The following is a 22706-nucleotide window of genomic DNA, read 5'->3' as shown; positions in this document are numbered from 1 at the left end:
GGAGTCGGTCCGGAACGGGTCAGGAGTGTTCGACGAAGGTGTCGCCGAGAACCATGGCGTCGTCCCGCTCCACGGCCCTCACCTCGACCCGCACCTGGTTCTCGGACGTCCACATCTCGATGCGGAGGGTCTCGCCGGGGAAGACGATCCCGGTGAAACGGGTGCGGTAGGAGCGGATACGGGTCACATCGCCGCCGAGGACCGTGTCGGTGACGGCCTTGAGCGTGATGCCGTAGGTGCACAGTCCGTGCAGGATCGGCCGGTCGAAGCCGGCGAGCGCGGCGAATTCGGGGTCGGCGTGCAGCGGGTTCCAGTCCCCGGAGAGGCGGTACAGCAGCGCCTGGTCCGGCCTGATGGGGCGCTGCACGATGTGGTTCGGGGCGATCGCGGGGTAGGCGGCCCGTTCGGACGGGCCGCGTTCACCGCCGAAGCCGCCCTCGCCCCGTACGTAGATCTGGGCGTCGTTGGTCCACAGCGGGCCCTCCTCGTCGGCGGCCTCGGTGCGCAGCACCAGCACGGCCGCCTTGCCCTTGTCGTACACCGCGGCGACCTTCGAGGTCACTTCGGCGCTGCCCTTCACCGGGATCGGCCGGTGCACCCGCACGCTCTGCCCGCCGTGCAGGACGGCGGCGAGGTCGATGTCGATGCCGGGCGAGGAGAGTCCGCCGACGACGCCCATGCCGGCGCCCGCGACGGTGGCGAAGGAGGGCAGCACCTGGAGCCGGGACTCCAGTGTGTAGCGCAGCTCGGCGGGGTCGGTCGCGGCATCGGGGCGGTCGGGGCCGAAGCCCGCGCCGATCCCGAGATGGTAGAGCTGGACGTCCTTGTGGCCCCAGCTGATCCGGGTGGAGCGGGGTTCGGCGGCGAGAGCCTTTTCGGCATCAATGGGCATGGGAGAGCTGCTCCTTGATGGTGGGAAGACCTCGGCGCGGCCGTCCGCACCGTCGGCCGCACCGAGGTCGCGCGGGACCGGCCGCCACGCCCGTTCTAGAACGCGTTCTAGCCGATGAACCCATGTATAACGCAGTGCCCAGCGGTTGGGAAGACCACTGCTGACGTAGCGTCAGATTCCTTGGCGGGCCTGCCCCCAGCCCACTCCCCGGCCATGACATATGTCATGGCGAAGTCCGTACGGACACATCTGCCGGGGTCCGTGGCGGTCTCCGTAGCGTCGTGGCCATGACGCAGACAACGGGGAACGGAACCGCGGTGGACCTCACCGGGGTGGTCAAGACCTTCGGCCGGGCGGAGCGCAGCGTACGGGCCGTGGACGGGGTCGATCTGTCCATCGGCCGCGGCGAGACCGTCGCCCTGCTCGGCCGCAACGGCGCGGGCAAGTCCAGTACCATCCGGCTGCTGCTCGGCCTCGACCAGCCGGACTCCGGCACGGTGCGGGTGCTGGGCCGGAGTGCCGAACACGCGGTGCGGGACGGTCTGGTCGGCGCCATGCTCCAGGACGGGCGGCCCATCCAGCGGGTCACCGTCCGCGAGCTGGTCGACTTCGTCGCCTCGACCTACCCGGAGCCGATGCCGGTCTCCGAGGCGCTCGCACTGGCGGGGCTGGGCGACTACGCGAACCGGCGCATCGACAAGCTCTCCGGCGGCCAGACCCAGCGCGTCCGCTTCGCCGTCGCGCTGGCCGGCAATCCGGAACTGATCGTCCTGGACGAGCCGACCGCCGCCCTGGACGTGGAGGCGCGCCGCACGTTCTGGGACTCGATGCGGGCGTACGCCCGGCGCGGCAACACCGTCCTGTTCTCCACCCACTACCTGGAGGAGGCCGACGAGAACGCCGACCGGATCGTCGTGATCGACCGGGGCCGGATCGTCGCGGACGGCACCGGCGACACGCTCCGGGGCTCGGCCGGCCGCGGCCTCGTCTCCTTCGACCTGGCGGGCCGGCCGACCGCGGGCCTGGAGCTGCTGCCCGGCGTGGTCACCGTCGAGGTCTCCGGGGACCGGGCGCTGCTGCACACCGACGACTCGGACGCCACCGTCCGGGAGCTGGCCCGCCTGGACGCGATCCGCGACCTCCGGGTCTCCAGGGCCACGCTGGAGGACGCGTTCCTCTCCCTCACCGCACCGGCCGCCACGACCGCCACGACCGCTTCCGAGAGGGAGAACGTCTGATGTACCGCTACATCGTGCTCGAAATCCGCCGGACCCTGCGTGACAGCTCCTTCCTGATCTTCGGGACCGGGATGCCGGTGATGATGTACCTGCTCTTCACCAACATCGGCGGCGGCACCGACGTCGACGGCTGGAAGACCGCCTCGATGGTCGGCATGGCCGCGTACGGGGCGCTGGGCTCCGCCATGTCGATCGGTACGGGGGTCGCCTCCGACAAGACCCTGGGCTGGCTGGAGCAGTTGCGGGTCACTCCGCTCTCGCCCTCGCAGGCGGTCGTGGGCCGCGCGATCAGCGGTTCGGTGACGGTCCTGCCGACGATCTTCGCGGTGCTGCTGGCCGGCGGGCTGGTCAACGGGGTGCGGCTGGACGCCTGGCAGTGGATCGCGCTGGCGGTGGTGCTGTGGATCGGCGCGCTGCCGTTCACCATGCTCGGCCTCGGCAACGGCTACCGGCTCACCCCGCAGGGCACCGGGGTGGTCAACGTGGCCTGTCTGATGGGCTTCGGGATCGTCGGCGGGCTGTGGTTCCCGCTGGAGCTGCTGCCCGGTTGGCTGCGCTCCATCGGCAGGTTCACCCCGGCCAACCGCTTCGCCGACCTGGGCTGGGCGACCACCGAGGGCCACGCGCCCGGCGTCGGCACGGTCGCGGTGCTCGGCGCCTGGCTCCTGCTGTTCGGCACGTACGCCGTGATCTCGTACCGTCGGTCCGCAAGGACCGTGTGAGTGGACCATGTGACAGGAGGGGACATGGCCAGGAACCGGGCGGATGCGTGTGCGCAGGGGCGGCCGAGCCCGTGGTGGCGCCGGCGCGGGAAGGGTGCGGAGCGGCGCCCCGGCCCACCCGGCCCGTACGCCCTGCTGCCCTGGCTGCTGATGGGGATGGGCTCCTTCTCCAATCTCTTCCAGGGTGAGGCGGCCAACCCCTGGCTCGGCGGTCTCGGGCTGCTCGCCTTCAACTCCCTCTACGTCTCGGTGGTGTTCCGCGCCTTCGACCGGAGGAAGCGCGAGAGCCCGGTGTCGTACTGGCTGCTCGCCGCGATGGCCGCCATCACCCTCGCGCTGGCGATCGGCTACGGCGGGAGCTGGCTGCTGTTCTTCCCGCTGCTCTCGCTGGCCTGCGGCTCCGTCCTGCGCAAGCGGCAGCTGGCGGTCTGCATGCTCACGCTCGCCGCGGTCGCCACCTTCGTGGCGGCGTGGCGCGGCCACGGCGGCTCGGACCCGTGGACGGTCGGTTACGGCACCTTCATCTCGGGTGCGGTGACGGCCGCGCTCCTCACCCTCGCGGAGACGGTGATGGAACTGCGCGCCACCCGGCAGGAACTGGCCCGTACCGCCGTCGAGAAGGAGCGGCTGCGCTTCTCCCGCGATCTGCACGATCTGCTGGGCCACACGCTCTCCGTGATCGTGGTCAAGTCGGAGGCGGCCCGCCGGCTCGCGCCGCGCGACATGGACGCGGCGCTCGCCCAGGTCGCCGACATCGAGTCCGTCGGCCGGCAGGCCCTCACCGAGATCCGGGAGGCCGTCACCGGCTACCGGGAGGGCAGCCTGGCCACCGAACTGGACCGGGCCCGCTCCGCGCTGACCGCCGCCGGGATCGAACCGGTGCTCCGCCGCTCGGGACCGCCGCTCGCCCCGCAGACGGAGGCGCTGCTGGGGTGGGTGGTGCGGGAGGCCGTCACCAACGTCGTACGCCACTCCCACGCGACCACCTGCTCGTTCGTGGTCGAGGGCACGGCCGAACGGGTCCGACTGACGGTCACCGACGACGGCCGCGGCCCCGACCCGGACGCCCCGGCCGCGCCCGGCATCGGCGGCACCGGACTGACCGGGCTCACCGAACGCCTCGCCGCGGCGGGCGGCAGCCTCCGCGCGGGCCCGGGGACGGAGCGCGGCTTCGTGGTCACGGCACAGCTCCCGGTGGACGAGGCGGGCCCGGCGGACGCGGCCGGCACTCCCGGCGCCGCCACGAGCCATACGCTGGGACGGTGAACGAGATGCCGCAGGACCACCGTCCGGCCAAGTCCGTACGTGTGCTGCTCGCCGAGGACCAGGGGATGATGCGGGGCGCGCTCGCGCTGCTGCTCGGTCTGGAGCCCGACATCGAGGTCGTGGCGCAGGTGGCCGCCGGGGACGAGATCGTGGACGCCGCGCTGCTGTCCCGCCCCGATGTGGCGCTCCTCGACATCGAGCTGCCGGGCCGCAGCGGGCTGGACGCCGCCGCCGATCTGCGCGAGGAGGTACCGGACTGCCGGGTGCTGATCCTCACCACGTTCGGCCGCCCCGGTTATCTGCGCCGGGCCATGGAGGCCGGGGCGGCGGGGTTCCTGGTCAAGGACGGTCCGGTCGAGGAGCTCGCCGCCGCGATCCGCCGGGTGCTGGGCGGGGAGACGGTGATCGACCCGGCGCTGGCCGCCGCCGCGCTCAGTGCCGGCCCGAGCCCGCTGACCGCGCGGGAACGGGACGCGCTGAACGCCTCGGTGGACGGGGCGACGGTCGCCGACATCGCGGCGAAGCTGCATCTGTCCGAGTCGACGGTGCGGAACTACCTGTCCGCGGCGATCGGCAAGACGGGGACCCGCAACCGGATGGAGGCGGTACGGGCGGCGCGGCAGCAGGGGTGGCTGTAGGCGTGGCCGCAGCGCCTGCGGCCCCTCGTCTCAGCGCCGGGCCGACCGGGCGCGGGCGGGCCTCTCGCCTCAGCGCCGGACCGACCGGGCGCGGGCGGGCCTCTCGCCTCAGCGCCGGACCGACCGGGCGCGGGCGGGCCTCTTGCCTCAGCGCCGGGCCGACCGGGCGCGGGCGGGCCTCTTGCCTCAGCGCCGGGCCGACCGGGCGCGGGCGGGCCTCTCGCCTCAGCGCCGGGCCGACCGGGCGCGCGGCAGCCAGAGCACCATCAGCAGCAGCCCGCCCAGCAGCACCGTGCCGGCCGTCCGGAAGGCGAGCGCGTACCCGGCCGTGAGCTCCTCCGGTCCGGTGCCGCCCGCGGTGCGGGCCGCCGCGACGGTGGAGAGCGCGGCGAGACCGAGCGCACCGCCCATCGTGCGGGAGGTGTTGACGAGCCCGGAGACCAGACCGGCTTCGCCGGGGGCCGCTCCGGTGATGGCCAGCGAGGCGAGCGGAGTGGACGCCAGGCCCGCACCGGCCATCATCAGGATCCCGGGCAGGCAGACCGAGGTGAGGTACGAACCGTCGGCGCCCATCGTGGACTGCCAGCCGAAACCGGCCGCGGCGACCGCCGTACCGATCAGCGCCAGGTTCTTCGTGCCGGTCACGGCCATCACCCGGGGCGCGCACTTCGAGCCGAGGACGACCGCCAACGACGTGGGCATCAGGGCGAGTCCGGCCTCCAGCGGGCTGTAGCCCAGCACGGCCTGGGCGTACACGGTCATGAAGTACCACATGGAGAACGTCGCCGAACCGATCACGAACATCGCCGCGTTGGCCGATGTCACCGCCCGCGCCCCGAGCACCCGCAGCGGCATCAGCGGCTCCGCCGTCCGGGCCTCCACCGCCACGAAGACGCCCAGCAGGGCCACCCCGCCGAGCAGCGGTGCCAGGGTCGCCGTCGCGGCCCACCCCGACTCCTCGGTCTGCACGATGCCGTACGCGACGCAGGCGAGGCCCACCGTGACCAGTACCGCGCCCAGGAGGTCGATCCGCCGCCGGTCCCCGGCCCGGCCCTCCACGAGCCGGACGGCGGCGCCGGCCAGGACGAGCACCCCGATGGGCACGTTGACCAGCAGCACCCAGCGCCAGGAGAGCAGATCGGTGAGCACCCCGCCGATCAGCCCGCCGGCCGCGCCCCCGCCCGCGCCGACGGCCATCCAGGTGCCGATCGCCTTCGTCCTGGCCGGGCCCTCGGGGACTGCGGTGGTGAGCAGGGTCAGGGTGGCGGGGGCGAGCACCGCGGCGCCGAGCCCCTGCGCGGCGCGGGCGGCGAGCAGCTGCCAGCCCTCCTGGGCGAGCCCGCCGGCCAGGGAGGCGGCGGTGAACAGGCCGAGGCCTATGAGGAACATCCGCTTGCGTCCGTATATGTCCGCGGCGCGTCCGCCGAGGAGCATGAATCCGGCGAACGCGATCGAGTAGGCGTTGAGCACCCACTGGAGTCCGGCGGAGCTCATCCGGAGGTCGGAACGCATCGACGGCAGGGCGACGTTGACGACGGACACGTCGAGCACGACGAGGAACTGGCCGATGCAGGCGGCGAGCACCGCCGCCCAGGTGCGGGTGCTGGTCCGCTCTCGCGGCGGCGCGGGCGTGGTGACGTCAACCATGTCCGTCATAGTCGCACCCGCGCATCGCCCCGTACATCGGTATTCGGGCCTACCGCCGCAGCAGCGTCACCACCGCCGCTCCGCCGAGCCCGATGTTGTGGGCGAGGCCGACCCGGGCGTCCTTCACCTGCCTGTTTCCCGCCTCGCCCCTGAGCTGCCAGGTCAGTTCGGCGGTCTGGGCGATGCCGGTGGCGCCGAGCGGGTGTCCCTTGGAGATCAGCCCGCCGGACGGGTTGACCACCCAGCGGCCGCCGTACGTGGTGGCGCCCGACTCGACGAGCTTCCCGGACTCGCCCTCGCCGCACAGCCCGAGGGCCTCGTAGGTGAGGAGTTCGTTGATGGAGAAGCAGTCGTGCAGTTCGATGACGTCCAGGTCGGCGGCCGAGAGCCCGGACGCCTCGTAGACCTGCCGGGCGGCGGCCTGCGACATCGGCCGGCCCACGGCGTCGATGCAGGTCCCCGAGGCGAAGGAGTCGGTGGTGTCGGTGGTCATGGCCTGGGCGACGATCTCGACCGCCCTGTCGCCCAGTCCGTGGGTCTCGACGAAGCGTTCCGACACGACCACGGCGGCCGCCGCACCGTCCGAGGTGGGTGAGCACTGGAGCTTGGTCAGCGGGCGGTGGATGGTCTTCGCGGCGAGTATCTCCTCGACCGTGTACGGGTCCTGGAACTGGGCGTACGGGTTGTTCACCGAGTGCCGGTGGTTCTTGGCGCCCACCGCGGCGAGCTGCGCCTCGGTCGTCCCGTACCGCTCCATGTGCTCGCGGGCCGCGTTGCCGAATATCTGGGCGGTGGGCGGGCTCATCTCGAAGCCGTGGGCGGCGGCCATGATCCCGTAGTGCCGGGCGACGGGTGACGTCTTGAAGTCGGCGGCACCGCCGTCCGCGCCACCGCCGCCGAGCGCGCCGCGCGTCATCTTCTCGAAGCCGAGCGCGAGGACGCAGTCGCTGCCGCCGCCCTCGACGAACTGCCGGGCCATCATCAGGGCGGTGGAGCCGGTGGCGCAGTTGTTGTTGACGTTGTAGACGGGGATCCCGGTCAGGCCGAGTCCGTACACCGCGCGCTGACCGGCGGTGGAGGGCTGGAAGCAGTAGCCGACGACGGCCTGCTGGATCTGCTCGTACGTGACCCCGGCGTCGTCGAGCGCCGCCGTACCTGCCTCCTTCGCCATGTCCCAGTACTGCCAGTCGCGGGTCTCGGGCTTCTCGAACTTCGTCATTCCGACGCCGATGACGTACGCCTTCATGAGCTTCATGGGCTTCATGGAAAGTCCCTTCAATCGCGCGGGAGGCCGAGGATGCGCTCGGCGACGACATTGAGCTGAACCTGGGTGGTGCCGCCCGCGATGGTCAGGCAGCGGGACATCAGGAAGCCGTGCAGGGCCCGCTCCCCCGGCCCCTCACCGGCCGCGCCCGCCGGGCCGAGCAGTTCGAGGGCGAGTTCGGCGACCTTCTGCTGGTGGGTGGTCTGGACGAGCTTGCGGACGGAGGCACCCGCGCCGGGTTCGAGCCCGGAGACCTGCTGCATCGTGGTGCGCAGCCCGATGCAGCCCAGTGCGTGGGCCTCGGCGGCGAGTGCTCCGATGCGGGCCCGGCAGGCGCCGTCGAGTTCGCCGGAGCGGGCGATCAGCGCCTCCAGGCCGGTGTCGAAGGTCATCTGGTCGGCCATGTGGACGCGTTCGTTGCCCAGGGTGTTGCGGGCGACCTTCCAGCCGCCGGCGGGCTCGCCGACGACGGCGTCGGCGGGCAGCAGGACGTCGTCGAAGTACACCTCGTTGAAGAGGGCGTCGCCGGTGATCTCCTTCAGCGGCCGGATCTCGATGCCCGGGGTGTTCTTCATGTCGACGAGGAAGTAGCCGATCCCCTGGTGCTTGGGGGCGTCCGGGTCGGTCCTGGCGAGCAGGATCCCGTGGTCGGCCCACTGGGCGGCGCTCGTCCACACCTTCTGGCCGTTGATCCGCCAGCCCTCGTCGGTCCGTTCCGCCTTCGTGCGCAGCGAGGCGAGGTCGGATCCCGCGTCGGGCTCCGAGAACAGCTGGCACCACAGGAGTTCGCCGCGCAGGGTGGGCAGCAGATAGCGCTCCTGCTGCTCGGCCGTCCCGTGGGCGATGAGCGAGGGCACCACCCAGGTGGCGATCCCGAGGTCGCTCAGCTTCACCCCCTGTTCCTTCAACTCCTGCTGGATGGCGAGTTGTTGTACGGGGCCGGCGCCCAGGCCGTAGGGGGCGGGGAGGTACGGGGCGGCGTAGCCGGTCGGTGCGAGGGCGCGGCGGGCGGCCTTGGGGTCGAGGCCGCGGGCGGCGGCGACGGCCTCGCGTGCGGCGGCCCGGTGGGCGGCGGCGCCGTCGGGGAGTTCGAGGGCGAGCGAGCGGCGCGCCCCGCCCTCGGCCAGCCGGACGGCCCGCAGCCGGTGGCTGTCGCCGGTCCCCAGCAACTGGCGGGCCACCAGGGCCCGGCGCAGATACAGATGGGCGTCGTGCTCCCAGGTGAAGCCGATGCCGCCGAGGATCTGGACGCAATCCTTGGCGCAGCCGTACGCGGCGTCGAGGGCGTCCGAGGCGGCGAGGGCGGCGACCATGGACCGTACGTCCGGGTCCGCCTCCTCGTCGGCGGCGCGGGCCGCTTCCCATGCCAGCGCACGGGCCCGCTCGACGCGTACGAGCATGTCGGCGCAGAGGTGCTTGACGCCCTGGAACTGTCCGATGGGGCGGCCGAACTGTTCGCGGACCTTGGCGTGTTCGGCGGCGGTGTGCAGTGCCCTGGCCGCGGTTCCGCAGGCTTCGGCGGCGAGGAGGACGGCGGCCAGGTCGCGGACGCGGGTGGTGTCGGTCCGTACGAGGCGGCCGGCCGGGACGAGTACGCCTTCGGCGTGGACCTCGGCGGTGGGCCGGGTCGGGTCGGCGCCCCGGTGCGGGCGCGCGGTCAGCCCGGCGGTGGCGGAGTCGACGGCGAACCAGAGGGTGCCGGTGGCCGATTCGGCGGGCAGGAGCAGCAGGTCGGCCTCGGCGCCGGAGAGGATGGGCGGCGCCGTGCCGTCGAGCAGATGGCCGTCCTCGTGCTCGACGGCGGTGAGGGTGCCGGGGCCCAGCGCGACGGCGCCGATGCGCGCACCGGACGCGAGGTCGCGCACGAGGCCGGGCGGGCCCGCCGTGTGCAGTACGGCGGAGGCCAGGGCGCTCGACAGGTACGGGCCGGGGAGCGCGGCCCGGCCGGCCTCTTCGAGGACCACGGCCAGATCGAGGAGCCGGCCGCCCCCGCCCCCGTGCTCCTCGGGCAGATGGATGGCGAGCAGACCCTGTCCGGCGAGCCCGTCCCAGTACCCGGGGCGCACGCCGTTGGTACCGGGCGGGTCCGCGTCGAGGAGTGCGCGGATCTCCTTCGGCGGTACGGCGCGCGCCAGCCAGCCCCGTACGGACTGCGCCAACTCCCTGTGTTCTTCGGTGATTCCGATGCCCATGCGGATCCTCGCCGGTCGCAGCCACTGGAACGGCGCAAGAGTAGAACACGTTCCATTCTGACGGAAGGTCAGATGACGGAAGGATCTCCCCGCGCTCCGGCCGAGTGCGCCGTAGTGCCCCCGTTCGCACCGCGTTCACCGGAATACCGCGCGCACCGGGAAGGTTTCACGCTGCACACACTTGGCGGTCGGGCGCTGCCCGCCCGTGCCGCCCGCATGCCTGCCCAGAACCTCGATCACGCCGCCCGGAGGCCGCACGTATGCCACAGACGACGAACGGACAGCACACCGGGGAACTCCCCGATCCGAGGCCGCGCAGGGCGGGCGGCGGAGTCGTCCCCGTGCTCGCCTTCGCGGGCATCACCGTCGCGGTGATGCAGACCCTGCTCGTCCCCGTCATCAAGGACCTGCCCGCCCTTCTCCACACCGACCCGTCGAACGCCACCTGGGTGATGACCGCGACGCTGCTCGCGGGGGCCGTCTCCACCCCGATCATGGGGCGGCTCGGTGACCTCTACGGCAAGCGGAAGATGCTGCTCGCCAGCCTCGCCGTGATGGTGGCCGGCTCATTGATATGCGCCTCCACCGACGACCTCGTGATCATGATCGTGGGACGCGCGCTCCAGGGCTTCGCCATGGGCGCCATCCCGCTGGGCATCGGCATCATGCGCGACGAGCTGCCGCCCGAGCGGCTCGGCTCGGCGATGGCGCTGATGAGTTCCTCGATCGGGGTCGGCGGCGGCCTGGCGCTGCCCGCCGCCGCGCTGGTCGCCCAGCACTCCGACTGGCACACCCTGTTCCTCGGCGCGGCCGGTCTCGGTGTGCTGTCGATGGCGCTCACCGTCCTGGTCGTGCCGGAGCCCACGCTGCGCGCCCCCGGCCGCTTCGACCTCGTCGGCGCGCTGGGGCTCTCGCTCGGCCTGGTCTGCCTGCTGCTGCCCATCACCAAGGGCAGCGACTGGGGCTGGACCTCGGGAAGCACCCTCGGCCTGATCGGCGCCTCGCTGGTGATCCTGGTCCTGTGGGGCCTGTTCGAGCTGCGCAGCCCGGCCCCGCTGGTCGATCTGCGGACCACGGCCCGGCGCGAGGTGCTGCTCACCAACCTCGCCTCGATCATGGTCGGGGTCGCCTTCTACGCCGTCTCGCTGGTCCTGCCGCAGCTGCTCCAGCTGCCGGCGTCGACGGGGTACGGCCTCGGGCAGTCGATGGTGGTCGCGGGGCTGTGCGTGGCGCCGCTCGGCCTGACGATGATGTTCGTCGCCCCGCTGTACGCCCGGCTGTCCGCCCGCCGGGGCCCCAAGGTCTCGCTGATGCTCGGCATGCTGGTCATCGCGATCGGTTACGGGGCCGGGCTCGGGCTGATGAGCGCCGCCTGGCAGACCGTGGTGATCGCGGTGATGCTCGGCGCCGGCATCGGGCTCGCCTACTCCTCGCTGCCCGCGCTGATCATCGGGGCCGTCGACCCGTCGGAGACGGGCGCGGCCAACGGCCTGAACACCCTGATGCGGTCGATCGGTACGTCGGTGTCGAGCGCCGTGATCGGCATGGTGCTGGCCAACACCTCGGTGCGCACCGGCGGGGCGGTGCTGCCCTCGATGGAGGGGTTCCGCATCTCGTTCCTGATCGCGACGGGCGCGGTGGTGATCGGGCTGGTGCTGGCCTCGTTCCTGCCGTCGCGGCGCGAGGCGATGCGCCCGGCGCTGCTGGCGAGCAGCGCCGGGGACGCCCAGGACCCGGCCCCGGTACCGGGCGCCTCCCGCCCCGTCGCCGGTTCGGGCGGCTTCCGCGGCCGGGTGCTGGACGGGGACGGCGCCCCGGTGGCCCGCGCCAACGTCACGCTGATCGACCACCGGGGCCGGCAGGCCGGTCTCACCGTGACGGACGAGGACGGCCACTACGCGCTGGCCGCCCCGCACGGCGGGGACTTCGTGCTGGCCGGGTCCGCCACCGGGTACGCGCCGAGCGCCCGCCCGGCCGCGTACCCGGGCGACGGCCTGCCCGTCGACGCCGATCTGGTGCTGGGTGTCAGCGCACCGGAGCGTCGAACCGCGGTGTCGTCGTGAGCAGATGAGAGACGTCCGACCCCGCCGGGAGCTCCTGCGGCTGTGCGCCGCGGGTGAACAGCCGGGCGGGGCGGGCGCCCTGCACCCGGGCCTGGCGCCCGTCGACCCGCAGCCACGATCCCTCGCGCAGGCCGAGCACCGGTACGTCGTTCTCCTCCAGGAATTCGGTGAGCCGCTCCTCGCGGGTCTCGCCCTTGTGGGTGCTGGCCGGGTCCGGGTCCAGATAGTGCGGGTTGATCTGGAACGGGACGAGGCCGAGCGTCTCGAAGGACGGCGGCTGCACGATGGGCATGTCGTTGGTGGTGCGCAGGGTGGGCGCCGCCATGTTCGTCCCGGCGCTGGCCCCCATGTACGGCAGCCCGTTCCGTACCGCCTCGGTGACCGCGTCGCGCAGACCGGTCCGGTACAGGGCGCTCAGCAGGCGGAAGGAGTTGCCGCCGCCGATGAACACGGCGTCGGACGCGCCGAGTTCGGCGACCGGGTCGGCGTTCTCGTGGACCCCGCGGACGGTGATGCCGTGGGGTTCGAGGGCCTCGCGGACGCGTGCGGTGTAGGCGGTGTAGTCGGCGAGCGCGTAGGGGACGAAGGCCAGCCGGGCACCGGCGGGCAGGAAGCCGGTGACGGTGTCGATGGCGTGTTCCAGATAACCGCGGCCGTGCTGGGTGGAGTTGGAGAGCAGCAGCAGATTCATGGGGTTCCTCTTGGTTCTCTTCCGGATCATCAGGCGGTACGGGGGCGACGGGTGCGGGGCTTCGGGCGCTGCGGAGGGTGGGTGAGCCGCCGCTCCAGCAGCTGGGCCGCGTGGCGCAGTGCGTCGAGCCGGTCGTCCGGCGCGTCCCGGAAGAGCTCCGAGGCGCCACCGAGGCTGAGGCTGCCGTACGGTTCGCGGCCCAGGAAGACCGGTACGGCGACGGTCGCGATCCCGGTGTCGTACTCGCCGACCGTCCAGGCGTAACCCTGGGCGCGGATCTTGAGGAACTCCTCCTCCAGCCGGTCCGGGTCGGTGACCGTCCGGTCGGTGAAGCGGGCCATCGGGCGTCCCCGGAAGAGCCGGTGGCGCTGCTCGTCGGGGAGGTACGCGTAGTACGACTTGCTGGTCGCCCCGGCGTGCGCCGGATAGAGCTCGCCGACCAGCGGGTAGTACCGCAGCGGCCCGGCCTCCCCCTCCTCGGCGGCGACGCACCGCATGTGGAAGCTGTCCGGCAGGCAGAAGAGCACGGTGTCGCCGGTGACCCTGCGCAGCTCCTCCAGGACCGGCCCGGCCAGCAGCTCCAGCGATCCGGAGCGCTCCCAGAGCCTGCCCAGGCGCAGCACGGCGGGGCCGATGCGGTAGCGGCGGGTGACCGGGTCGGAGACCAGGAAGCCGCGCCCGGCGAGGGTGGCGAGCAGCCGCTGGGCCACCGAGGTGTCCCAGCCGAACTCCTCGGCGACCTCGGTGACGCCCCAGTCGGGCCGGGTCCGCTCGAAGGCGAGCAGCACCAGGAGCGCCCGGTCGACGGTTTGCAGGGCTCCGGCGGGGGTGCGCCGGTCCAGATCGAAGTCCGCCATCGTCATCTCACCATTCAGACCTGAATTGCAAATAACGGGAAACAGTTGCGTTCAACGCTATCCGATCCCGAATGTGGCCTCAGCACCCCGCCCCGCGCTTCCCCCGCCGGACAGGCCCCAGCGCCGGCCCGGGTGCCCGGATGAGCGAGAAAGGCCCCCCATGTTGAAGTACGTACTGGACATCGTCGATCTTCTGGACGATCCCCAGGTCAATGGCAAGACGGTCGTCGAGTACCTCGACTCCGTGAGCGGGACCGAGGGCTCGTCCGCACAGGTCACCACGGTCGCCGGCGAGCAGGGCTCGACGGACTTCGTGATGGTCCGCATCCCGGGCTCCCACGGACGTACGTCCGGTGGCAGCGCCCGCACGCTGGGCGTGGTGGGCCGGCTCGGAGGCATCGGCGCCCGGCCCGAGGTGACCGGTCTGGTCTCCGACGCCGACGGCGCCGCCTCGGCGATCGCCACCGCCGCCAAGCTGCTCGACATGCGCCGCCGCGGCGATGTGCTGCCCGGCGACGTGATCGTCGCCACCCACATCTGCCCGAACGCGCCGACCGAGCCGCACGACCCGGTGCCGTTCATGGGCTCGCCCGTGGACATCGCCACCATGAACCGCCACGAGGTGACCGGCGAGATGGAGGCCGTGCTCTCCATCGACACCACCAAGGGCAACCGGATCATCAACCACAAGGGCCTCGCCCTGTCGCCCACCGTCAAGGAGGGCTGGGTGCTCCGGGTCAGCGAGCAGCTCGGCGAGCTGCTGGCCGTGGTGACCGGTGAGCCGTTGGTCACGTACCCCGTGACCACGCAGGACATCACCCCGTACGGTAATGGGGCACACCACATCAATTCGATCCTGCAGCCCTCCACCGCGACGGCCGCCCCGGTCGTCGGCCTGGCCATCACCTCGGCCGCCGCGGTGCCCGGCTGCGGTACGGGCGCGAGCCACGAGACGGACATCGCGTCCGCCGCCCGCTACGCCGTGGAGGTCGCCAAGGCCTTCGGCGGCGGTCAACTGGACTTCCACGACGCGGTGGAGTTCGACAACCTCGTCAGCCGCTACGGGTCACTGACGCACCTGCAGACCTTCGGCCGTACACCCCAGGAGTCCTGATGGCAGCCACCCCGCAGGCCGAGGCCGTGGCCCCCGAGGCCAAGAACATCGGCAGCGACGACTACGCGCTCTCCCGTGTGCCGCGCGACAAGCGGTTCGGCTTCTGGTCGATGCTGCTCCAGTGGCTCGCCCAGTCCGGCTCGATCTCGCAGTTCACCCTCGGCGCCACCATCGGTGTCGGCATGACCTTCGGGGACGCCTTCCTCGCCTTCACGCTCGGCGCGGTGATCCTGGAGGTCGTGATCTTCGCGATCGGCCTGGCCGGTATGCGCGAGGGCCTGGCGACCCCGATGCTGACCCGCTGGGTCGGCTTCGGCCGCAACGGCTCGGCGCTGGTCAGCTTCGTCATCGCGGTCAGCCTGGTCGGCTGGTTCGGCGTCCAGAACACGATCTTCGGCAACAGCGTCTCGGCGCTGGTCGGCGGTCCGTCCTGGATGTGGTGCGTGCTGGCGGGCATCGCCATCACCGCGCTGGTGATCTTCGGCTTCAAGTACATGGCCGTCTTCGCCAAGATCGTGACGCCGCTGTTCTTCGCGATGGTCGCCTGGTCGATCGTCTCGACGCTGAAGGACCACTCGCTCAGCGACCTGGTCCACTCGCCGCCGCCCGGCCAGACGATCCCGCTCGCCGTCGCCGCCACCGCCATCGCGGGCGGCTACATGACCGGCGCGATCGTGTCCCCGGAGATGACCCGGTACAACCGCAAGGGCTCGCACGTCTTCCTGCAGAGCGCCTCGTCGATGATCCTCTCCGAGTACATCGTCGGCCTGACCGGCGTGCTCCTGGGCCACCTGGTCAAGAGCAACGAGGTCTCGCACATCGTGCTCTCCACCTCCGGCGCCTTCGGCGTCATCGTGGTCCTGATGTCCACCGCCAAGATCAACGACTGGAACCTGTACGGCTCCTCGCTCGGCGTCGTCAACTTCTTCCAGGTCGTCTTCGGCAAGCGGCTGCACCGCGGCGCGGTCACGATCGTCCTCGGCATCGCGGGCACGGCGCTGTCCGCGGTCGGGATCATGACCCACTTCACCGAGTTCCTCTCGGTCCTCGGCGTCGCCATCCCGCCGATCGGCGGCATCATCGTGGCCGAGTACTGGGTCGTGAAGCGGATGCGCAAGCCGCTGGACGAGACCCGCGAGTCCGAGACCCTGCCGAAGACCTCGCCGACCTGGGTCCCGATGTCCATCGCCATCTGGATCGCGGCGTTCTGCGTCGGCAAGTTCTACGACGGCGGCATCCCGGCCCTGAACTCCCTGGCCACCGCCTTCATCCTGTACAGCGCCCTCGGCCTGCTGGGCTGGGTGAAGCCGTACGGCACCTCCACCCTGGACGACGAGGACGACACCGCCGCCCCCGCCGCCCGCGCGACAACCCCCGTGGGAGCAGCATGACCACCGCCGGTTCCTCCGTCCCCTTCGTCCCGGCCTCCGACCAGGCCCAGGACGAGGTCGTCGAACTCTGCGCCGAACTGATCAGGTTCGACACCTCCAACCCCACCAGCAACGAGCGCGCGAGCGCCGACTGGGTGGTGGGCCGCCTCGCCGAGGTGGGCATCGAGTCCGAGCTGGTCGAGTCCGCCCCGGGCCGCGCCAGCGTCATCGCCCGGATCGCGGGCGCCGACCCCGAGCGCGGCGCCCTGCTGGTCCACGGCCACCTGGACGTCGTCCCGGCCGACGCCTCCGAGTGGCAGGTCCCGCCGTTCTCCGGCGAGATCCGCGACGGCTACCTCTGGGGTCGCGGCGCGATCGACATGAAGGACACGGTGGCCGTCATGCTGGCCACCGCCCGCCACTTCGCCCGCACCGGCACCAGGCCGTCGCGCGATCTGGTCCTCGCCTTCCTCGCCGACGAGGAGGCGGGCGGCAAGTTCGGCGCCCACTGGCTGGTCGAGCACCGCCCGGAGCTGTTCGCCGGGGTCACCGAGGCGATCGGCGAGGGCGGCGGCTTCTCCTTCGCCATCGACGACACCCGCCGCCTCTACCCGATCGAGAACGCCCAGCGCGGCATGGCCTGGATGGAGCTCACCGCCACCGGCCGGGCCGGCCACGGCTCCTCCCCCAACGACGAGAACGCGGTCACCGACCTCGCCGAGTCGCTCACCCGGATCGGCCGCGAAACCTTCCCGATCCGGCTGATCGAGCCGGTCCGCGCCCTGCTGGAGGAGGCGGCCCGCCTCTACGGCGTCGAGTTCGACGAGGACGACATCGAGGGCAGCCTCGCGAAGCTGGGCCCGGTCTCCGATTTCATGCAGGTGGTGCTCCGCAACTCCGCGAACCCCACCATGTTCGAGGCCGGCTACCAGACCAACGTCATCCCCGGAAAGGCGACCGCCCGGGTGGACGGCCGCTTCCTCCCCGGCCACGAGCAGGAGCTGATCGACACCATCGACAAGCTGCTGCTCCCCTCGGTCACCCGGGAGTGGGTCAACCACGACATCGCGCTGGAGACGACGTTCGACGGCCCGCTGGTCGACGCCATGTGCGAGGCCGTGCGCGCCGAGGACCCGGACGGCCACCCCGTCCCGTACTGCAACCCGGGCGGCACCGACGCCAAGGCCTTCACCCACCTCGGCATCCGCTGCTTCGGCTTCAAGGGCCTCAAGCTCCCGCACGACCTGGACTACGGCCGCCTCTTCCACGGCGTGGACGAGCGCGTCCCGCTGGAGGGCCTGCGCTTCGGCGTCCGCGTCATGACCCGCCTCTGGCAGAGCTGCTGACCTCACCGTCACGACCCGGGCTCACCCCTCGTACGCCCCCGCCGAGCACACACTGTGCCCGGCGGGGGCGTACGGCCTTGCGGCCGAGCCCGACGCCACCGACCCGTCACACAGCGGCGGCGGCAGCGACGCAGAACTCGTTGCCCTCCGGGTCCGCCATCATCACGTGGTGCCCGTCGAACTTCTCCAGGACGGTTCCGCCCGCCCGCACCAGGCGTTCGGACTCCGCCTCGATCCGTGCCCATCGCTCGTCGGAACTGCCGTGCCCCGGCACTCGGACGTCGATGTGGAGCCGGTTCTTCGCCGTCTTGGGCTCGAGGACCTTGAGGATGCACAAGCGGGGGCCGACGCCGTCGGGATCGCAGAGCCACGCTCCGTCGTCCACGGAGTCATCCTCCGGCAGGTCGAAGGACGCGAACCACTCCGCGCGTGTTCTGAAGGGGGCCGGCGGTGGCTCGTCGACATAGCCGAGGGCCGTCTTCCAGAAGACGGCGAGGAGTTGTGCGTCCGTGCAATCAAGCGTCAGGTCGATTCCGGCTGCCATGGGGCGACCGTACTGCGCACCTCTGACAGTCGGGTCATGGCCGTACGAAGAGACCTGAAGCCGGTGCCTCAGTCGTCGAGCAGGTCGCCGACCCGCTTCCTGCGGGCACCCTGATCGATCGCGAAGGCCCCTGCCGCGCCCGGCAGGGGCCTCCGTTCAGGAAACATCAGGCAACGGTGTCGCCGGACTTGACCTCATCGACGAACGCCGACCAGGCAACAGCAGGAAAGACACAAGCGCCCTGCCCCGGGTGCCTGAAGCCGATCGGGCCCCTTGAGCGCTGCCGGCGCGGTGAGATCGAGCGAACGCCCGGAAGCCCGGTCACGTTCTGCCGGCACGTCGACTGCGAGAACCCGCAGGGGCTCAGAAGACGGCCCCGCCGATGACAGGCTGACCCGCCGCGCCCCCGCCGACACCTTCGGCGGGGGCGTACGGCACGATGGGGCGCCGCCGAAACGCGCACCCCTCACCACCGTCCCCACCAGGAGGAACCCGTGCCCGCCGAGTCCGCTGTCGAGCCGTCGCCCGAGATTCTCGCCGCCTTCCAGGCCGCCAAGGGCTTCATGCCGGTGGGCGAGGGGCTCGCGCTGTACGCGGCCGCCACCGAGGCCGCCGCGCTGGGGCTGCCCGTCCTGGAGGTCGGTACGTACTGCGGGCGCTCCACGATCCTGCTCGCCGACGTGGCGCGGGCGGCCGGTGTGACGGCCCTCACCGTCGACCACCACCGGGGCAGCGAGGAGCAGCAGCCGGGCTGGGAGTACCACGACCCGACCGTGGTGGACCCGGAGGTCGGGCGGATGGACACGCTGCCGACCTTCCGCCGGACCCTGCACGCTGCGGGTCTGGAGGACCACGTCGTGGCGCTGGTCGGGCGGTCCCCGCAGGTCGCGGCGGTCTGGGGCGGGAAGCTCGGGTTCGTCTTCATCGACGGCGGCCACACCGACGAGCACGCCAACGGTGACTACGAGGGCTGGGCGCCGCATGTCGCCGAGGGCGGGCTGCTGGTGATCCACGACGTGTTCCCGGATCCCGCGCACGGCGGCCAGGCCCCGTACCGCGTCTATCTGCGGGCGCTGGAGTCCGGCGCGTTCACCGAGGTGTCCGTGACGGATTCGCTGCGGGTGCTGCGGCGTACCGGAACCGGCATCTGAGAGCAGCCGTCCGGGTGCCCGGATAGCATCGCGTGGTGCCGTACGACGAGAGTGTTCCCCCCACCCGGCGCCGCCGGTCCCTGCTCGCCGCCACCGCGCTCGTCGCCGTGTGCCTGACCGCCGCGGGCTGCGGCGCGGGCGACGTCGGCGGCGGGACACGGGCCGAGCCCCGGCAGGGCGGTGGCGGTACCTCGGCCCCGCCGCCGTCGAAGAGCGCTCCGGCGCCGCAGAAGGAGAAGACGTCCGCGTCCCCCACACCCTCCGCGAAGACAACGGAGCCGTCGAAGCCCACGGGCGGCGGGGCCACCGGGCCGCTGTCCGGGAAGACCGTCGTCATCGACCCCGGGCACAACCCCAACAACCATCTGCACACCACTGAGATCAACCGCCAGGTGGACATCGGCACCACGCACAAGGAGTGCGACACCACCGGCACGTCCACCAACTCCGGTTACGCGGAGGCCCGGTTCACCCTCGACGTGTCCCACCGGCTGCGCACCCTCCTCCAGGAACAGGGCGCGAAGGTCGTGCTGACGTACGACAACGACCGCGCGTACGGGCCGTGTGTCGACGAGCGGGCCCGGATCGGCAACGAGGCGCGGGCCGATGCCGTGGTCTCGGTGCACGCGGACGGTTCCGCGGTCGGCAACCGCGGCTTCCATGTGATCCTTCCCGCGTCGGTGCGGGGCGGGAAGGCCGACACCTCGAAGATCGTCGAGCCCTCGCGCGATCTCGGAACCAGGATCGCCGGTTTCTTCGTCCGTGATACCGGAAGTGCACCTTCCAATTACGTCGGTGGCAATAGCGGGTTGGACACCCGAAAGGATCTGGGCGGACTTAATTTGTCGACCGTGCCCAAAGTGTTCATCGAATGCGGCAATATGCGTGATCCGAAGGACGCCGCACTGCTGACCAGTTCAGGCTGGCGCCAGAAGGCGGCGCAGGGCATCGCCGATGGCATCAGCAGCTACCTCAACGGGTAGCAAGAGGTAGTTCTGAGGCGATATTGGGGGGAAGTGCGTCCGAGGGCCGGGCATGGGCACAACCCGGCCAGGCAGACGATAGATTCATCCGTACGATGGGGAGCCACCCCCGAGCTTCACGTTGTGCCCGCCGTACCCGTACAGGCGGCAGCGACGACCGCCCCGACGAGACGACCGACTAAGGACCTTCACGTGAATATCCGCTCCCTCACTCGAGGCGACGGCGTGGTGATCGGAGCAGCGGTGGTGCTGTTCATCGCCTCTTTCCTCGACCTCTCCGGCTTCGACTGCCCCGAGGGCATCAACTGCTCCAACTTCAACTCCCCGAACGCCTGGGACTCGCTCGGTGTTCTGATGAGCATCTTCCTGGCCGGGATCATCGGTGCGGCACTGGTCGTTGTCGGCCGTTCCATGCCGGCCCGGAAGGTCGTCGGTCTCGACCTCGGTCAATTCGGTGCCGCCTTCTGTGTCTTCGCGCTGTGGGCGGGCTTCTGGACGACCATCGACGCCCCCGACGCGGGCGCCGGAATGATCCTCGGCCTGCTGGCCACGATCGCGCTCGCGGGCGGCGCGATCGCCACCCCGCTGGTCCCCGCGCTCAAGGCCCCGCTGGTGAGCGCCCCGCGCCCGCAGGCAGTGCAGCCGCCGTACGGCGGCCAGCCGCAGCCCGGCCAGGGATACGGCTACCCGGGCGCCCAGCAGCCCTCGTACGGCGGCCAGCCGGGTCAGCAGCAGCCCTACGGTGCGCAGCCGCAGCCCGGCCAGCCGGAGCCGCAGCCCCAGGGGAACGCCCAGCAGGCTCCCGCCGCGGGTGGTGCGCCGGCCGGTGACTTCACCCCGTTCTGGTTCGCGGTGCCGGTGGCCCGCCCGCTGTACGGGGAGGACGGTTCGCCGTCGCCGATCGCCGAACTGGCGCCCGGCACCTGGTACCTCGCGGTGGAGCAGCGCGGTCCGGGCCTGATCGCCCAGACCCAGGACGGCCGTCGCGGCGTGCTCCAGGACACCACGAACATCCAGCGCGGCTGAGCCCGCCACAGGCAGTACGACAGCGGCCCTCCGCCCCTTCCGGGCGGGGGGCCGCTGTCGTACCCTCCGTCCGTACCTCATTTCCTGACGCAGCGTCAAAACTACTGGGAGGCGGCGGACATGCGGCTCGGACTCGCGCTCGGATACTGGGGCCGCGGCCCGAACCCCGCCCATCTGGAGCTGGCCAGGGAGGCCGAGGCGCTGGGGTACGCGTCGGTGTGGACGGCGGAGGCCTGGGGGTCGGACGCGTTCACCCCGCTGACCTGGATCGCCGCGCACACCTCACGTATCCGGCTGGGCACCGGTATCGCGCAGATGGCGGCGCGCACCCCGACCGCGACCGCCATGCACGCCCTCACCCTCGACCACCTCTCCGGTGGCCGGATGATGCTGGGCCTCGGGCTGTCCGGGCCGCAGGTGGTGGAGGGCTGGTACGGGCGGCCGTTCCCGAAGAGCCCGCTGACCGCGACCCGGGAGTACGTCGACGTCATCCGCCAGGTCCTGGCCCGCGAGGCCCCCGTCGAGCTGGACGGCCGGTTCCACTCCCACCCGTACAACGGTCCGGACGCCACCGGTCTGGGCAAGCCGCTGAAGCCGATCACCCATCCGCTGCGGCCGGGGCTGCCCGTGCTGCTCGGGGCGGAGGGCCCGAGGAACATCGCGCAGACGACAAGGATCGCGGACGGCTGGCTGCCGCTGTACTGGTCGCCGATGCGCACCGATGTGTACGAGGCCTCGCTCACGGACCTGCCCGAGGGATTCATGATCGCGCCGATGGCGCGGGCCCTGGTCTGCGACGACGTCGCCGAGGGGCTGCTGCCGGTGAAGGCGATGCTCGGCTTCTACATCGGGGGGATGGGCCACGCGGCCCGTAACTTCCACGCCGATCTGATGGCGCGGATGGGGTTCGAGGAGGAGGCGCGGCGGATCCAGCAGCTGTTCCTCGAAGGGCGCAAGCAGGAGGCGGTACTGGCGGTGCCCGACGCCTTCGCGGACGAGATCTCGCTCGTCGGCCCGCGTGCACGGATCGCGGAGCGGCTGGAGTTGTGGCGCAAGGGACCGGTCACCGATCTCCTGGTGACGGCACCGGACCCGCACACCCTGCGGGTGCTCGCGGAGCTCAACTAAGCCCCGGGGCCTGGGCGGGCCGGGTCGGTCGGCCAGGTGCCGGTGCCGGCCGGGCGTCCGCTCCGTCGTGTCGCGGTGCGCTCCCAGGGCTGGGGGTCGGGGTAGGTCAGGAGTTGCAGGGTGCTGCCCCACGGGGTGCGCAGATACGCGAACCGGTTGTGCTCCCCCGCCTCGGGGCCCGGCAGCGGCTGCGGTCCGGCGAGCAGCGAGGCACCCGCGGCCACGCAGTCCCGGACCGCCGCGTCCAGGTCGTCGGCGTACAGCGCCACGTGCTGCCAGCCGAAGTCGCTGGGCCGCGCAGGGGGTTCGCGACGGGGGCCCTCGAACTCGCAGAGCTCGATGCCCGGACCGCCGCCGGGGAAGGCCAGCATCCTGATCGCCAGCTGCTGGGTGCCCGCCGGGACGCCGAGCCGGCGCTCGACGTCCGGGCCGCCGTTCGGGCCGTCCTGGCGGCGCAGGGTGTCGTAGAGCACCTCGGCGCCGAAGGCCCTCGCGAGGAAGAGGGTGGCGGTCTCCAGGTCGGGGACCGTGACCCCGATGTGGTCGATGCCTCGCACGCTTGTGGCCGTCATGG

20 protein-coding genes are annotated in these 22706 nt (G+C 71.9%); 12 read left to right on the top strand and 8 right to left on the bottom strand.

Annotated features, from left to right (window positions below; all coding sequences use genetic code 11):
• Positions 1 to 19: 19 nt before the first annotated feature.
• Entirely contained in the window at positions 20 to 892 is an 873-nt protein-coding gene (locus ACFYY7_RS02515) for a MaoC/PaaZ C-terminal domain-containing protein (protein WP_388656014.1), read from the bottom strand.
• Positions 893 to 1179: 287 nt separating this feature from the next.
• Between ACFYY7_RS02515 and ACFYY7_RS02510 the strand changes: the two genes are divergently transcribed.
• The 4 genes from ACFYY7_RS02510 to ACFYY7_RS02495 are packed head-to-tail and all read left to right on the top strand — an operon-like array spanning position 1180 to position 4756.
• Positions 1180 to 2130 carry an ABC transporter ATP-binding protein gene (locus ACFYY7_RS02510; RefSeq protein WP_388656011.1) on the top strand — a complete coding sequence of 317 codons (951 nt, stop codon included), beginning with the start codon at positions 1180 to 1182 and terminating at the stop codon, positions 2128 to 2130.
• A complete protein-coding gene (locus ACFYY7_RS02505; protein WP_388656008.1) occupies positions 2130 to 2852 on the top strand; it encodes an ABC transporter permease in 723 nt (240 codons plus the stop codon). The genes ACFYY7_RS02510 and ACFYY7_RS02505 overlap by 1 nt, the downstream gene beginning before the upstream one ends.
• A gap of 24 nt (positions 2853 to 2876) precedes the next feature.
• Complete coding sequence (locus ACFYY7_RS02500) at positions 2877 to 4118, top strand: sensor histidine kinase (RefSeq protein WP_388656005.1); 1242 nt, start codon at positions 2877 to 2879, stop codon at positions 4116 to 4118.
• Between the two features lie 5 nt (positions 4119 to 4123).
• Positions 4124 to 4756: a response regulator transcription factor gene (locus ACFYY7_RS02495; RefSeq protein ID WP_358943718.1), complete on the top strand. Its 633-nt coding sequence runs from the start codon at positions 4124 to 4126 to the stop codon at positions 4754 to 4756.
• A gap of 225 nt (positions 4757 to 4981) precedes the next feature.
• Here the strand turns inward: ACFYY7_RS02495 and ACFYY7_RS02490 are convergent, their stop codons facing one another.
• The 3 genes from ACFYY7_RS02490 to ACFYY7_RS02480 are packed head-to-tail and all read right to left on the bottom strand — an operon-like array spanning position 4982 to position 9859.
• Positions 4982 to 6403 (bottom strand): MFS transporter, encoded by a 1422-nt coding sequence (locus ACFYY7_RS02490; protein WP_388656002.1) that lies wholly within the window; start codon positions 6401 to 6403, stop codon positions 4982 to 4984.
• Positions 6404 to 6452: 49 nt separating this feature from the next.
• Positions 6453 to 7649, bottom strand: a complete 1197-nt coding sequence (locus ACFYY7_RS02485; protein WP_351251816.1) for a lipid-transfer protein — start codon at positions 7647 to 7649, stop codon at positions 6453 to 6455.
• Between the two features lie 29 nt (positions 7650 to 7678).
• Positions 7679 to 9859, bottom strand: a complete 2181-nt coding sequence (locus ACFYY7_RS02480; RefSeq protein WP_388656000.1) for an acyl-CoA dehydrogenase — start codon at positions 9857 to 9859, stop codon at positions 7679 to 7681.
• Positions 9860 to 10119: 260 nt separating this feature from the next.
• Here ACFYY7_RS02480 and ACFYY7_RS02475 point away from each other — a divergent pair, with 260 nt between their 5' ends.
• Positions 10120 to 11922 carry an MFS transporter gene (locus ACFYY7_RS02475; protein WP_388655998.1) on the top strand — a complete coding sequence of 601 codons (1803 nt, stop codon included), beginning with the start codon at positions 10120 to 10122 and terminating at the stop codon, positions 11920 to 11922.
• Here ACFYY7_RS02475 and pepE read toward each other — a convergent pair.
• Complete coding sequence (gene pepE, locus ACFYY7_RS02470; protein ID WP_388655996.1) at positions 11885 to 12613, bottom strand: dipeptidase PepE; 729 nt, start codon at positions 12611 to 12613, stop codon at positions 11885 to 11887. The two genes, ACFYY7_RS02475 and pepE, sit on opposite strands and share 38 nt — an antisense overlap.
• Before the next feature lie 29 nt (positions 12614 to 12642).
• Positions 12643 to 13470, bottom strand: coding sequence for an IclR family transcriptional regulator (locus ACFYY7_RS02465; RefSeq protein ID WP_266737091.1), 828 nt, complete (start codon positions 13468 to 13470; stop codon positions 12643 to 12645).
• A gap of 160 nt (positions 13471 to 13630) precedes the next feature.
• On the opposite strand from ACFYY7_RS02465, the gene ACFYY7_RS02460 reads away from it, so the two are divergent.
• Genes ACFYY7_RS02460 through ACFYY7_RS02450 form a run of 3 tightly spaced genes read left to right on the top strand, consistent with a single transcriptional unit; the run spans position 13631 to position 17300 of the window.
• Positions 13631 to 14584 (top strand): DUF1177 domain-containing protein, encoded by a 954-nt coding sequence (locus ACFYY7_RS02460; protein WP_388655993.1) that lies wholly within the window; start codon positions 13631 to 13633, stop codon positions 14582 to 14584.
• The gene (locus ACFYY7_RS02455; RefSeq protein WP_388655990.1) at positions 14584 to 15975 is read left to right on the top strand and encodes a cytosine permease; all 1392 of its coding nucleotides are present in this window, start codon (positions 14584 to 14586) and stop codon (positions 15973 to 15975) included. The genes ACFYY7_RS02460 and ACFYY7_RS02455 overlap by 1 nt, the downstream gene beginning before the upstream one ends.
• Positions 15972 to 17300: a M20/M25/M40 family metallo-hydrolase gene (locus ACFYY7_RS02450; protein ID WP_388655987.1), complete on the top strand. Its 1329-nt coding sequence runs from the start codon at positions 15972 to 15974 to the stop codon at positions 17298 to 17300. Before ACFYY7_RS02455 ends, ACFYY7_RS02450 begins: the two co-directional genes overlap by 4 nt.
• 106 nt (positions 17301 to 17406) lie before the next feature.
• On the opposite strand, the gene ACFYY7_RS02445 is transcribed toward ACFYY7_RS02450, so the two are convergent.
• Positions 17407 to 17844, bottom strand: a complete 438-nt coding sequence (locus ACFYY7_RS02445; RefSeq protein ID WP_388655984.1) for a VOC family protein — start codon at positions 17842 to 17844, stop codon at positions 17407 to 17409.
• Between the two features lie 494 nt (positions 17845 to 18338).
• Between ACFYY7_RS02445 and ACFYY7_RS02440 the strand changes: the two genes are divergently transcribed.
• The 4 genes from ACFYY7_RS02440 to ACFYY7_RS02425 all read left to right on the top strand — a co-directional run bounded on the left by ACFYY7_RS02440 (position 18339) and on the right by ACFYY7_RS02425 (position 22132).
• Positions 18339 to 18995, top strand: coding sequence for a class I SAM-dependent methyltransferase (locus ACFYY7_RS02440; protein ID WP_376419247.1), 657 nt, complete (start codon positions 18339 to 18341; stop codon positions 18993 to 18995).
• Positions 18996 to 19030: 35 nt separating this feature from the next.
• The gene (locus ACFYY7_RS02435; RefSeq protein ID WP_388655980.1) at positions 19031 to 19978 is read left to right on the top strand and encodes an N-acetylmuramoyl-L-alanine amidase; all 948 of its coding nucleotides are present in this window, start codon (positions 19031 to 19033) and stop codon (positions 19976 to 19978) included.
• A 192-nt stretch (positions 19979 to 20170) separates the two neighbouring features.
• Positions 20171 to 21004 carry a hypothetical protein gene (locus ACFYY7_RS02430; RefSeq protein ID WP_388655977.1) on the top strand — a complete coding sequence of 278 codons (834 nt, stop codon included), beginning with the start codon at positions 20171 to 20173 and terminating at the stop codon, positions 21002 to 21004.
• Between the two features lie 120 nt (positions 21005 to 21124).
• Positions 21125 to 22132, top strand: coding sequence for an LLM class F420-dependent oxidoreductase (locus ACFYY7_RS02425; RefSeq protein ID WP_388655974.1), 1008 nt, complete (start codon positions 21125 to 21127; stop codon positions 22130 to 22132).
• Here the strand turns inward: ACFYY7_RS02425 and ACFYY7_RS02420 are convergent.
• The gene (locus tag ACFYY7_RS02420; RefSeq protein ID WP_388655971.1) at positions 22129 to 22704 is read right to left on the bottom strand and encodes a VOC family protein; all 576 of its coding nucleotides are present in this window, start codon (positions 22702 to 22704) and stop codon (positions 22129 to 22131) included. The two genes, ACFYY7_RS02425 and ACFYY7_RS02420, sit on opposite strands and share 4 nt — an antisense overlap.
• Positions 22705 to 22706 lie beyond the last annotated feature (2 nt).

The organism is Streptomyces sp. NPDC001933, assembly GCF_042890955.1.
Lineage (GTDB): Bacteria > Actinomycetota > Actinomycetes > Streptomycetales > Streptomycetaceae > Streptomyces.
This window is presented reverse-complemented; position numbering and strand designations above follow the sequence as displayed.